Genomic DNA, 12,570 nt, shown 5'->3' on the forward strand with positions numbered 1-12,570 from the left:
GCTTTTCTAAGAGGACAATCTGGCTGCTCTGAAATCCGAAGGAGAAAAAGAAACTTGTTTCTTGAAGAAATTACTGAAATAAGCCGCATCATCAAAACCCAGTTCATAAGCGATCTCTTTTGCAGACTTATCTGTATAAATCAAGAGGCGCTTAGCTTCTAAAACCACTCTTTCCTGAATAACCGCTAATGGAGATTTGTGATTATAAATTGCGAACAGATTGGCCAGCGTCTTTGGTGAGCGATTCAACAGTTCGGCATAAAATTGAACCTGATGCTGTAAACGAAAATGCTGCTCTACTAATAAATTATAACGCCTGATGATATCAAGCTTATCATCTGTCAGCTTCTTATCGGTTATATATTGACTTTTGGCCAGCCTGGTAATGATAATGATCAATCTTTTCAAGAGCATCTGCAACATTTCCCGCTGAATATTATCTATAGTATTAAATTCTTCAATGAAGATTTCAAAAAGTAAGGTAATCTTTTTCTGTTCCTGTTCATTCAGCCGCACAAATAGGTTGCCTGTAGATCCATAGAACAAGAATCCTACACAGCTTACCTCTTTATCATGGTCAACAATACAATAAAAATTCCTGTTATACTGCCATGCTATTACTTGTCCGGGCTTTTCAAACTGAAAAGACTGATTCACCATTAAAGGCAAAATACTCTGTTCAGGGAAGTCATATTTTACACCGTCAATCGTAATCACTTGCTCCGCTCCCCTGTTCCATGCAATCGTCAGAAATTTATCAGTCCGGTCACGCTGAAAAAAAGAACGGTCAAAATCAGCCTCATTAATAGTCAAATGGAATTCGCCTTTAGTAACCGGCTCTAAGTGATGGAACTTCATATACAAGTAATTGATAAATTACGTAAATTTAGTGCATTCTACTGTCTTTATAAAATATCGCTTCATCAAGCGGGTTAACCAAAAACCCGTGTAATCATCAGGTCAGCTGACTAATGGTGAGGGCACAATATTTTCAATAATTTTATAAAGAAATCAATGAAACAAGCTATAAAAGTTGCGTTATCAGGCGCTACAGGAAAAGCAGGTCAATACCTGCTTCAGGAATTACTAAATAATGGATATCAGGTAAAATCTCTGATCAGAAAACCAAAGGATTACAAAATATCACATCCAGCATTAGAAATAGTTTCAGGCGATATTAAAGACCTTACAACCGCAAATCAATTAATTGAAGGCTGCAACGCAGTGATCAGTACAATAGGTCAAAATAAAGATGAGGTGCTGATTTCAAGTCTGGCTACTGAAAACATCATCAAGGCTATGGAAAAGTTTAAACTCAGCAGGTATATCTTATTGACAGGTTCGAACCTTGAAGTTCCAGGAGATCAGAAAAGCGCTAAAAACCTCGAAGGAACAGCTTGGATGAAGGCGACTTTTCCCGCGATTGTGGCAGATAAACAAAAAGCTTATGAACTCCTGACCAGGAGCTCAATAGACTGGACAATTGTCAGGTTACCCTGGATTGAAAAAACAATGGAAAGACGAGGCCTGGCCATTAATTTGAAAGATTGTCTGGAAGAGCTGATCAGCACAACAGATCTTGCAGATTTTCTTATCTCTCAGCTTACAGATACAGCTTATATTAAAAAAGCCCCCTTTGTGGCTAGTAAACTCAAATTATAAACAAAAAGGGAGCCTGCAATGGCTCCCTTAATTTGTACTTATTTTAAAGTCTCCACCTTGAAATCTTCAAAAGTAACCGGAAAACTCTCTTTACCCGGAGCCGCAGCTACCATGCCGATCTGCACTTTTACTCCCGGAGGAAAATAAGCCAGACGCAGCATATCATATCTTTTTTCATCGAAGGAATATTTGATCTCCACATAATCTCCTTTGCGCAATAATTTCAACCAAACAGACTCAGGGCTATCATGACGCGGCACCACAGACCAGTCTGAAACTTCTCTGGTCACCACTGCACTGATATTCTGAACGCCATCCACGTATTCTATTCCTGTTTTGATCCAGTTCTTTTCATCTATCCTGATCATTAATCCGGCCTGATGAAAAAGTTCCTGATACTGACCTGTAATTTTTACACTGGCCTGGAAATCACCAGCAATCTCCTGATAGTAAAAAGGGCCATTATCACGTTTAAAACCGTAATGTGTCACTTGCCAGTAATCCGTATCCGGATCTACAGTGAAATTTAAAAGGGCAGCATCTCCATTCCATGTGCCGGGTTGATTGAACCATTTCATAGCTGTAATATAGGAAGAAGCTCTTTAATTTAAGCGATAAATTTAATATCAAAGCGGTATAACATCGCGGGCTAACTACATGCCCCTGTCGCGGATCATCTCACCCAATAACTGGACTAGTTCGTCAGATAAATCATCATCAGTAATCCATCTGATGCCAAGCTCAATGTCTTCTTTGGGATAGATGACACCAAGCACCAATGGAACTACAACGTCATTTACTGTTTCATCATAAGAAACAATATACTGCCCGTTATCTGCCGAACTAACAGTAACTGTATGGTGCAAAAACCTGATACTAAATTCGTCCATCTGAGTTTAATGAACGGGCCGTTTTCCAGCATAGAAACCAGCCCGTTTTTTATATTATCCTTTTAAAATCTTACTCTTTTCTGCATCAAATTCCTCCTGCGTAAGTATACCCGCATCGAGTAATTCTTTCAGATCCATTAAGGCCTGCTTTTTAGAAGCCAGGTCATTTACCGGAGCAGAGACAGGTGCATCAGCCTTAATTACAGGGGTCACAACAGTTCCAGGAGCACTGAATTTCATAATCAGCTCTGTAATCTCATTATATCCCTTGATATTAGAATAGTCGATAGCCTTTTGTTCTTTGACATTGACAACGTTAACATCAGCGCCATTCTCCAACAGGAATTTAGCAATATCCTTTTTACCATTTGAAGCCGCATAATGTAAAGCAGTATTGCCCGACTCATCCTGATAATTTACAGCAGCATCTTTCTCTACCAGCAATTTCACCATACTCAATGCACCGCATTTCACAGTCAATTGCAGCAAACTCTCCCCACTGCAAACTTCATTATTCAGCGTAAAGTTACTATCAAGAGTGATCTCCATTGCACTTTCCACCCAATCCAGGTAAGAATCCATAGCCCCATCTGCTTTATTAAATGGCCTGGCATAATTGGAATCCAGTCCATTCTCAATAAATAATTTAACAGTTTCTTTCTGATTGTGTGCAACAGCATACCAGATCGGCGACATTCCGGCTTTTGAAGAGATAAAAATATCCGCTCCTCTTTTAACCAGTAATTTAACAATCAGTTGATTATTATCATAACAAGCCACTAATAACGCGCTCTCCCCTGCATCATTGATATGATTGACCTCAGCACCATTATCAATTAATAGTTCTGCCATCTGGCTATTTTTAGCCTTTGCAGCAATCAGTAAGGCATTATCACCAAGGTTGTTTGTTTTATGAATATCCGCACCATGCTCCAAAAGTGTTTTGACAATCTCTCTGTTACTGCAACCCGCAGCAATCAGTAAAGGAGTTTCCGCATCATTATTCTCTGAATCTGCCTCCAATCCAAGATCTATCAGTTTTTTAAGCACTTCTATCTGTGCTGTTCTGGCTGTAATATGGGAAAAACTGTTGCCTTGATTATCATTGATATCTATCTTAGCTCCTTTTTCAATCAAAAACATAGCAGTTTGCTTCTGTTTCTGAACCAGCGCAAAATAAAGCGGTGTTTCTCCATTATGGTCCTCATAATCAATATTAGAACCTTTATCGGCCAGTATTTTCACGATATCAAGATAGCCCCTGTAGGCTGCATAATGTAAAGCAGTCCGGCCTCTTTCATCTGTATATTTCACATCCGTTTCATCGGAAGAGAGTAATAACTCCGCTATTTTTCTATTGCCGTTTTCGCAGGCAATCAGGAATGACATTGACATTTGATACGTTAATTATTTTGCTGAATTGGACATTAATAATTGCACTGTTTTTATCTTGATATTGTTGTTGGATGCCAGCATTAAAGGCGTTTCTTCGTTACTGTTAACCACATTCACATCTGCCCCCGATTCAATCAGCAACTTTACTTTTTTATAAATATCCTTTGCTTTTTGTTCATCCAGCACGATATTATACTTGCACACCTTATGCAAGATCGTTTCGCCCAGATCATCCTGCTCATTAATTTCTATTTTACCTGTTGCCAGCGCTATTTCTAAAGTTTCGAAAGATTTTTCCGCTAACCAGTCCAGACCGGATTTTTGCTGGTCATAATGTGGTGCTTTCTGGTTGATGTCTGCGCCTGCTTCTAAAAGTTTTGGCAAAATGCTGATATAGGAATTATTATTCAGACGGCTCAAATAAAAAGATAAAAGCGTGTTTCCGGTATCATCTACCTGATCAAAATCTGGCGTGGTATAAGCTGCCAGTTTATCATATAGTTTTTCACTGAACTGATCTACAACTGCGCGCGTAAAAGCTGTTTTACCCTTTTGATCCTGCACATTTGCATCTGCTCCATTTTCTAAAAGCAAATCCAGATAATCAATCTTATTATTATTGATGGCTGCCATGAGCGGGGTTTCTCCGATTATATTTCCCTTATTAACATCTAAACCAGCCTCAATTAAGACCTCCATATAAGCGATCGCTTTTTCAGGGGCCATCATTCTTTTATTAACAACTTCATAAAGCAGGCTCTGCTCTGCGTTATTCGTATAATTTACATCACAGCCTGCGTCAATCAGCGCCTGAATAACCTTAACATCTGCGCCATTTTCAAACGCATAACTCAATAAGGTTAGCCCCCCTATCTCATCATTGATATTATCCAGTTTCCCCAAAAAGCCGGACAACCAGTCAATTGATTCTTCATCTGCCGGAAATTCTCTGATTATGGTTTCGAAAATTGTATTCCGGAAAGAATCATATTCGTAAATATCTGTTTCAATAGTTTTATCAGCTATCCAAAGGTCAATAATTTCAAATTCTTTAGCTTTGATGACCTGACTGAAAGGAAGGGTGAAATTGGATTGACTGGTTACGTCTTTAGGGATTTTTTCACCACTGCGGAGTAAGGATTTCGCTTTTTCAAAGTCTCTGGATTGGATTGCACTTACAATTTCACTTTCGATTCTCATTTTATATTTGTAGTTTTCTGTTTATAAGTATAACTCGAAATACGGCTAAATGTTTTACAGCAGCGATAATATATTTTCTTTAATCACTAATTAGCTTAAAGTGTGCTTTTTTATACACGTCCTTTTGTACGTGTGCTTTCAGGTTTCTAAACGTTTCCAGCGGGCCTTTGGTCGCAAATAGATTAATTAACCAGGCTGGTATATTGCCCATAGGATCAACCTCCAATATATATTCCGCTCTGACCAGATTTTTACTCACTGGAGTAATCGTCCATTTTCCAACCGAATGGCTGATTCTGACTACATCTTTCTTTTCTCCGATATATCCTGGAATACAGGGAGAATTTACGGTGATTACTTTAGTCTGAGGATCCTGCTCTGCTTGAATATGGACTACATAATCACGATCTTCTGCTGGCCAGGGAACATCAACAAGAGAGTAATAGATCAGATCCAGTGGAGAAACCTGTTTAATCATCACATTTTCTTTGCTGTGGTAAACCCATTCACCACAAGTTTGTATATCCATAATCGCAGCAAGCAATTGTGAAGAAGAAGCCGGAATGCTGGTGACTACTTTGATTGCTTTGATTTTAGAATTTTCAATCGGGCGCATATAAACCTGAATACCTTCTTTATTGACAGATAAAGACCATTTTTCTTGAGCTGAGGCCAAATTCAGACCTGTAAAAAACAAGATAAAAGAAAGAAACAAGAGGTGGAAACTGGTGAACTTTGACATAAAAAACTGCCGCATAAAAAGATAATTTAACCGGGCAGTAAAAATACATAAATCGTATTTACAGGACTATTTTTATATATTTATATCAGTCATCATGAAGTAATTATACTGCAATTTTGCTCTAACCATTTAGATTTCAGTACATTTGTTCAATTAAAACTAAAAAAACCTCCTCAAAACCTACATCATCTGAAGAAAAAGACTACCTAATTAATCGTATCAAACATAGCACTTAAACCCCAATCTATGAGAAAATACCTTTTAGGCGGAGCAGGAATAACATTTAGCATACTTGCCCTGACCATTATAATTAGCTGGATACCTTGTTCAAACCGGAATTTACCGGACAAAGTTGTTACCCAAGACTCACTTTACAATTTGCATGTCAACAAAATCTACCATGCAGCCCATCTGGAGCAAACAGGTCTTAGTCCCCAGGTTTTTGAGAAAGCATTGACTGGATTTTATAACCTTAAAAATGTCGGGAAGGTTTCCAGTGAAAAATCTATTTTGACTATTGCAGACTTCGACCAGAACAGTACAAAAAAGCGGCTCTGGATTATAGATCTGTCAACGGACTCCCTGCTATTAAATACCTGGGTAGCCCATGGTCAGCGTAGCGGTGATGATTTAGCCACCCGTTTCTCTGATGTAACGGATTCTTACGAAAGCAGTCTTGGTTTTTATGTGACTGCCGAAGTTTATAAAGGAAAACATGGACGCTCACTCCGCCTGGATGGTATGGATGAAGGTTACAATTCAAACGCCAGAAAGCGCTCTATCGTAGTTCATGGTGCACCTTATGTGAGCCAGGGAACAATTAATGAGTTAGGAAGACTAGGACGCAGCCAGGGTTGCCCGGCAGTACCAGCAGAGCTGTCTGATAAAGTAATCAATACGATTGAAGGCAAGACGGTTATTTTTATCAATGGAACACATCAATCTTATTTTTCAAAATATCTGGATGTGCATCTTGCAGCAAACATCGTTGTGCCTATGCAAGACAGCAGTTTAATCGCCCGTATATAACTAGATTTATAAGCAGAGAAAAGCATGATGCCCAATTGTTTTATTGCGCATCATGCCTTATCAATTCCCCATAGCTAAACAAGGCTATTTTACTCGATCCTCCCGGCTGTCTGCTCAATTGTATCTGTGTACCTATCCGCTCCTTCAAAGTCTCCACATGCGAGATAATACCAATACTTTTACCATTCGCCTGCAAGTTCTCCAATGCGGTAATCGCAACATCCAGCGTTTCTGCGTCCAGTGTACCAAACCCTTCATCAATAAACAACGAATTGATCTGTACTTTGCGGCTTGCCAGGTCTGATAAACCTAAAGCCAGCGAAAGGCTGACCAGGAAACTCTCTCCGCCAGAAAGCGTAGACATCGGCCTGATTACATCTGCCTGATAGCCATCAATGATCTGCAAATCCAGATCCTTTTCAGGACTTTTCAGAATACTGTACCGATCACTTAACCGCAGCAAATGGCGGTTTGCCAATTCTGTTAACCTCGCTAAAGTAAGTCCCTGCGCAAAGCGGCTGAATCTTTTACCATCAGCCGATCCGATCAAAGCAGCCAGTTTCTGGAAACGATCCGACTGTTTTTGCTGTTCAGCAATTTGCCCCGCAACTTCACTATGCTTTAATTTCAGCAGGTCATCTTCAGCAAGCTGATGTCTTAACCTCACCATCTGCTCTACTAAAACTCTCAATTGCTGGCTATATTCTTCCAGCTGAGGACTGATGGCCTCAGTGGTCTCTTCTGTTAACGCTTTTTGTTTTTCCAGATCCAGATCCTTTTCAGCGGCCAGCAAGAGGCTTTTGCCTGATGCAATTTTCTGTAAAGCTTCTTTCTGCAATTCATCGGTAGCCTTTGCTTCCTCCTCAGGTAAATACAACTGCTTCAACTCCGTTAAACTTTGTAATCCCTCTTTCGTAAGCTTACCCATTAGTTTTTCTAAATGATTATTAAACAGCTCCTTAGTTGATAAGTTAGAAACATGGAGTGTTGCTTTCCGGTCTTCAATAATCCTAACTTTTGCCTGCTTTTCTTGCAATACACGCTGAAAATCCTCAGCTTCTTCCCTATATTTCTTTAAAGCATTTACCAATTGCATTCTTTCCTGCACAGGATCTTTTGAGCCAAAGAGTTCAATACGATCTTCTTGCAATTGCTGCCAGATCTTTTCTTCTTCCTTCAATTGTCCCGTAAGCAATTCAATCTGATCCTTCTTCTCATTCCATACCAGAAGACTATTTTTAAGCTCGGTTTCCTGCTGACGAAGATCAGGCTGCAATTGATTTAATTCTTTTTCAGAGGTTTCATAACGGTTAAACCGTTCTTTCATCTCAGCAATAATTTCTTCAGTACGTTCTGCTTCAAAAATAATCCCGAATGGCTTAGTCAATTGAACAGCTTTAGCCACCATCACTTTAATTTCCTGCTCAGCTGCTTCAAGCTCCTGTACAATTAAATTCAATTGTTTCTCAGCAAAACTGATGGTTAAACCTGCTTGCTCAATTTTATTCCGCTCCTGTCCTAAAACTTCTTTTTGCGTGACAATTTGTAGTTCCACTGCATTAAGTTGCGCTTGCGTATTCTTTACTGCCTTTAACTGAATTTCTAAAGCTTGCTGTTGCAATTTCTTTCTCTTGATGACCGCCTCTATAATTCCAGGCTTAACAAGCTCTAAAGGCTTTGGTAACTGCTCATTATTGGCATTAAACTCCAAAAGACGCTGTGTGATTGCTTCTTGTAGAACTATCAAAGATTGCTCTGAGGTCTGCACCTGATGATCCAGTGTATTCAGCGCGATCAGTTGTTGGTTTAAATTCTTTTTTAGCAAATTAACCTGCTCCAGCTGTTGATTGCGCCTGGTTGCCGACTCCGTTAACTTACTGGTATATTTTCCTTCCACAAATGGATGATGTACCGAGCCGCAAAGCGGACAAGGCCGTTCTGGTTCCAATTGTAAACGGTCTGCATCATACTTCTGTACTTTCACTTCCAGCTCATAAATTTGCTGTAAATAGTCTAGCTGGATTGCTCCTTCTGTACTTTCCAATTCCAGTTTAGCTACTGCCTGCGCTACCGAAACCTTCTGCTTTTGGTAAGTCTCTAAAGCCGCAGTCAATGCATTTTGCTCGGTCAAAAGCTTATGGTATTGGCCAGACAAACGTAATTGCTGTTCGGAAGTCTGGATCAGCACAGGCAATATGCTTAAATCTGCTTCTAGTTCCTCTACAGATTTTCCGGCCAAAGTGTGCGCTAATTCCTGACTAAACCGGGCTATTGCTGTCTGAAATTCAACCAGCTTAAGTTCCAGTAAACCACTGTTTTTTTCGGCCTCAACAACCATCAGCTTCCCTTTTTCTGCCTGATTTTTATACTCCAGCAAATGTTTTTGCTTACCAGCAGCACTAGCTTCCAAACTCTTCAGCTGCTGTACCATCTGGCCAAATACAATCACTTCTTTATCCAGCTCACGTTCTTTAGCATTGCTTTTCAGCCACTCCGAAAGTATATCAATCCGCTGTTTTAAAGTTTTTAACTGCTGGTCCATACGCAGCCGGGCAGTAGTAATAGTTTGAAGATTTAAATTAGCTTCCTCAAAAGATTTCCTGATCTTATCCAGCTCGTTTTTAACCTGTTCAATCCGCAAATCCTTCTTAACCACTGCCTCAAATACTGGTTCAGACTCCGTTATAGTTTGCTCCGTTAATTCAATTTTCTGTTTGGCCTGCTCCAAAGCAGTCTTCATCACAGCTTCCTCTTTAACTAAATCCGGATGCGCTGCTTCTGCCTGCTGTAAATCATGCTGGATTTTAAGCTGCTGGCTCTCTATGGTAGCTAATTCGGCTAATGCAGGGCGATGCACCAATGCGGACAAATGCTTTTGAAGCCTGAAAAAACGATCCTCATGCGCAGTATAAAAAAGCTCATCAGCAGACAAACTCTGCAGCAATTCCGTTTTCCTGGTTTCTAATTTCCCAAGCGTATTCAACCAGTCAATTTTAGTCCTCAACAATTTTTCCTGCACTTTTAACTCGCTCTCCTGCTCAGAAAGTGCCAGTAAACTATCCTGGTAAATCGTTCTTTCTTCAGTAGCCAGTAAAACTACATGATCCAATTGTCCTCTTAACTGATCCAGTTTCGCCCGTTCTTCTTTTGCTTTTTCGTAAGCATCTATAGAAATCTGCGAATAAATACCTGTATCGGTTATCCTTTCCAGCAGTTCACTTCTTTCATTCTCATCTGCTTTCAAAAAGCGTGTAAAATCCCCCTGCGATAAAATCACAGAGCGTAAAAACTGGTTATAATCCAGTCCGCATAACTCTACAATTTTATCTCTCACCTCCTGCAAAGGATGCTCAATAATAATAGTGCCGCTAACCGCTTCAGCAAGCTCCATTTTTTGCGTTTGCAATGCACCTTCAGCTTTTCCGCGGCTACGCCTGATAGACCATTTGGCCCTATATAATTTATCTTTAACTTCGAACTCTACTTCCGCAAAAGACTCGCCCGTATGCCGGGTCATAATCTCAAACACATCCTTGGTATGGCGGTGTACCCGTCCATACAAAGCGACTGTAATCGCATCCAGTATAGTTGTTTTTCCAGCACCAGTAGGCCCTGTAATTGCAAAGATCCCGCTTTCAGTAAAAGGAGGCTGATCAAAACGAATCTCATGCTGCCCTTTCAGGGAGTTAAGATTTAAAAATCTGATACTTATAATCTTCATCCCTTATCCTCCTTTTGTGCCATATATTCTAAAACCTCTTTGAAAGTAAGCAGCAGGTCCGCATGGTCCTGTTCCGGATATTCTGCCTCACAACGTTTTAAAAACACGGTCTGCGGATCAAGATCCGTCAATGCCATAGCCTCATGCGTTTGTTCATCCAGATTCAGGACTGCTCTTGTTCTGAGCTGCCGGGGAAATAACCGTTCTATAAATGGCTTATTCACGATCAGCGTATTCAACTGTTCCTCTAAATCAAAAATGAAGGCTGCTGTTTCCACCTGAACCTCTACCCATGCCGGATATAATGTGCCAGGATCTTCCAGTAAAACCAATTTAGTCTTCACCTTTTCAAAGTCCCCTTTAATCCTGATCAGCTTGCGGTAACCAGGCACTTCAACTTCTACCAGGCTAACCAACTCCCCTGCTTCAAATTCAAGAACAATAACCTGTTTTCTATCGTCAGTTTCAGAAAAACTCAATGGAATTGGCGAACCTGAATACCGGATATGATTCATTTCATTGATTACCTGCGGGCGATGGATATGCCCCAATGCCACATAATCAAACTCTACCGGGAACTGATCTCCACCAACCTGCCCCAAATTACCTACATGGATCTCTTTTTCACTATCCGAAGTACTCGACCCTGCAGCAAAAAGATGTCCTGTAGCAATGACCGGAATGTGATTAGCCTTATATTCCCCGATATATTCTTTGAAACGATGATAGTGATCACAAATCCCCTGTTTAATCCGGGTTTCTCTTTCTTCAGCAGTTTCGCCAGAAACAGAAAGTCTGATATCGCGGTCACGCAGAAAAGGGACGGCACAAACTACCAGTTCCAGTTCACCCGAAGGATTGTGTATTTCTATAATCTGATCTGTAAAATCTTCAGGGACCCCGCCAATAATGTGTACATTAAAGTACTTAAGCAGTGTAGAGGGGGCGTTTAGGGTACTGATAGAATCATGGTTGCCCCCAATAATGATTACTTCTCTGCAGTTCGTATCCTTTACCCTTCTCAAAAAACCATAATACTGCTCAAAAGCTGTATTAGAGGGGCTACCGGTATCAAAAACATCACCAGCAACGATTAAAACATCTATTTTTTCGGTCTGTAAAGTCTGTATCAGCCAGTCCAGAAAAGCCTGATGCTCCTCTGTACGTTCACTTTGTTCCAGTCTTTTTCCCAGGTGCCAGTCGGCCGTATGAAGAATTCTCATTGCCTGCTAAATTAAACAATTGCCCAGACAATTGTTTAATTTAGGCAAAGCCTGTTTCATTAGTTTTGTGTATTCACCCCATTACCAGGTGCAGCAGAAATCAAACTATCTACTACAAACACACTTACCCCTCTCCAGGGCAGTGGACTGATATATTCTTTATAATGCACTTCAATATTAGACCCTGCATTTTTATTCAGTTGTTCAGCAACCTTCGGATCTGTTACCGAAAACATAAACTCATTAGAAGCTATATTTCCCGGGGCCTGAGAACGTATTCCGGTCTGAATGAGACGCCCTTCATTTGTCTTAAACATATATCCCTTTTTCACGAAGTAATTCAGCTGACCGGCCTTCACACCTTCACCAAAAACAAAGAAATATCTATAATAGCCAAAACCAGCCAAAAATAAAACCACAATCAATATCAATATAGTCCAGAATTTACCTCTTGACTTTTTTTGCGGAGGAGTATTTATATTTTCCATAGAAGATGTTTTCTAAGTCGGTAATCAACAACTGTTCCATAATCAATTATCGCTGTCCCAACCCTCTTGTAATCAATTAAACACGCATAATACCTTCAAAACATGTCCTGAAAACCAATACAACATTCAATTAATCAGGATAATTTCTCTAATAATAAACCGCTATAAAATAAAAAAGGATACACTACCAAAGTAATGTATCCCTTTTGAAATTTTTTAG

Annotated in this window: 11 protein-coding genes; 2 read left to right on the plus strand and 9 right to left on the minus strand. The window is 40.0% G+C overall.

From position 1 onward, the window contains the following. Window positions 1-6 precede the first annotated feature (6 nt). Complete coding sequence (locus AY601_RS12105; protein ID WP_068401244.1) at window positions 7-858, minus strand: helix-turn-helix domain-containing protein; 852 nt, start codon at window positions 856-858, stop codon at window positions 7-9. A gap of 156 nt (window positions 859-1,014) precedes the next feature. On the opposite strand from AY601_RS12105, the gene AY601_RS12110 reads away from it, so the two are divergent. After that, window positions 1,015-1,662, plus strand: a complete 648-nt coding sequence (locus AY601_RS12110) for an NAD(P)-dependent oxidoreductase (RefSeq protein WP_068401247.1) — start codon at window positions 1,015-1,017, stop codon at window positions 1,660-1,662. A gap of 38 nt (window positions 1,663-1,700) precedes the next feature. Here the strand turns inward: AY601_RS12110 and AY601_RS12115 are convergent, their stop codons facing one another. The 5 genes from AY601_RS12115 to AY601_RS12135 form a co-directional block, all read right to left on the minus strand. After that, complete coding sequence (locus AY601_RS12115; RefSeq protein ID WP_198163677.1) at window positions 1,701-2,240, minus strand: DUF1349 domain-containing protein; 540 nt, start codon at window positions 2,238-2,240, stop codon at window positions 1,701-1,703. Between the two features lie 75 nt (window positions 2,241-2,315). Beyond that, window positions 2,316-2,552 carry a hypothetical protein gene (locus tag AY601_RS12120; RefSeq protein ID WP_068401253.1) on the minus strand — a complete coding sequence of 79 codons (237 nt, stop codon included), beginning with the start codon at window positions 2,550-2,552 and terminating at the stop codon, window positions 2,316-2,318. Between the two features lie 54 nt (window positions 2,553-2,606). Continuing rightward, entirely contained in the window at window positions 2,607-3,947 is a 1,341-nt protein-coding gene (locus AY601_RS12125; protein ID WP_068401256.1) for an ankyrin repeat domain-containing protein, read from the minus strand. 12 nt (window positions 3,948-3,959) lie between these two features. Then, complete coding sequence (locus AY601_RS12130) at window positions 3,960-5,147, minus strand: ankyrin repeat domain-containing protein (protein ID WP_068401258.1); 1,188 nt, start codon at window positions 5,145-5,147, stop codon at window positions 3,960-3,962. 79 nt (window positions 5,148-5,226) lie between these two features. Further along, on the minus strand, window positions 5,227-5,889 hold the full coding sequence (locus AY601_RS12135; RefSeq protein WP_068407470.1) for an START domain-containing protein: 663 nt from the start codon (window positions 5,887-5,889) through the stop codon (window positions 5,227-5,229). Window positions 5,890-6,135: 246 nt separating this feature from the next. On the opposite strand from AY601_RS12135, the gene AY601_RS12140 reads away from it, so the two are divergent. Beyond that, a complete protein-coding gene (locus tag AY601_RS12140; protein ID WP_068401261.1) occupies window positions 6,136-6,918 on the plus strand; it encodes a murein L,D-transpeptidase catalytic domain family protein in 783 nt (260 codons plus the stop codon). 40 nt (window positions 6,919-6,958) lie between these two features. On the opposite strand, the gene AY601_RS12145 is transcribed toward AY601_RS12140, so the two are convergent. Genes AY601_RS12145 through AY601_RS12155 form a run of 3 tightly spaced genes read right to left on the minus strand, consistent with a single transcriptional unit; the run spans window position 6,959 to window position 12,350 of the window. After that, window positions 6,959-10,639: an AAA family ATPase gene (locus tag AY601_RS12145; protein ID WP_068401264.1), complete on the minus strand. Its 3,681-nt coding sequence runs from the start codon at window positions 10,637-10,639 to the stop codon at window positions 6,959-6,961. Continuing rightward, window positions 10,636-11,862, minus strand: a complete 1,227-nt coding sequence (locus tag AY601_RS12150) for an exonuclease SbcCD subunit D C-terminal domain-containing protein (RefSeq protein ID WP_068401266.1) — start codon at window positions 11,860-11,862, stop codon at window positions 10,636-10,638. The genes AY601_RS12145 and AY601_RS12150 overlap by 4 nt, the downstream gene beginning before the upstream one ends. 59 nt (window positions 11,863-11,921) lie before the next feature. After that, window positions 11,922-12,350, minus strand: coding sequence for a hypothetical protein (locus AY601_RS12155; RefSeq protein WP_068401269.1), 429 nt, complete (start codon window positions 12,348-12,350; stop codon window positions 11,922-11,924). Window positions 12,351-12,570: the final 220 nt, after the last annotated feature.

This window comes from Pedobacter cryoconitis (assembly GCF_001590605.1).
Classification (GTDB): domain Bacteria; phylum Bacteroidota; class Bacteroidia; order Sphingobacteriales; family Sphingobacteriaceae; genus Pedobacter; species Pedobacter cryoconitis_A.

Excerpts from the sequence above, each read along its gene's own strand:
- AY601_RS12105 (WP_068401244.1), bottom strand. The coding sequence starts at position 858 with ATGAAGTTCCATCACTTAGAGCCGGTTACTAAAGGCGAATTCCATTTG.
- AY601_RS12110 (WP_068401247.1), top strand. The coding sequence starts at position 1,015 with ATGAAACAAGCTATAAAAGTTGCGTTATCAGGCGCTACAGGAAAAGCA.
- AY601_RS12115 (WP_198163677.1), bottom strand. The coding sequence starts at position 2,240 with ATGAAATGGTTCAATCAACCCGGCACATGGAATGGAGATGCTGCCCTT.
- AY601_RS12120 (WP_068401253.1), bottom strand. The coding sequence starts at position 2,552 with ATGGACGAATTTAGTATCAGGTTTTTGCACCATACAGTTACTGTTAGT.
- AY601_RS12125 (WP_068401256.1), bottom strand. The coding sequence starts at position 3,947 with ATGTCAATGTCATTCCTGATTGCCTGCGAAAACGGCAATAGAAAAATA.
- AY601_RS12130 (WP_068401258.1), bottom strand. The coding sequence starts at position 5,147 with ATGAGAATCGAAAGTGAAATTGTAAGTGCAATCCAATCCAGAGACTTT.
- AY601_RS12135 (WP_068407470.1), bottom strand. The coding sequence starts at position 5,889 with ATGTCAAAGTTCACCAGTTTCCACCTCTTGTTTCTTTCTTTTATCTTG.
- AY601_RS12140 (WP_068401261.1), top strand. The coding sequence starts at position 6,136 with ATGAGAAAATACCTTTTAGGCGGAGCAGGAATAACATTTAGCATACTT.
- AY601_RS12145 (WP_068401264.1), bottom strand. The coding sequence starts at position 10,639 with ATGAAGATTATAAGTATCAGATTTTTAAATCTTAACTCCCTGAAAGGG.
- AY601_RS12150 (WP_068401266.1), bottom strand. The coding sequence starts at position 11,862 with ATGAGAATTCTTCATACGGCCGACTGGCACCTGGGAAAAAGACTGGAA.
- AY601_RS12155 (WP_068401269.1), bottom strand. The coding sequence starts at position 12,350 with ATGGAAAATATAAATACTCCTCCGCAAAAAAAGTCAAGAGGTAAATTC.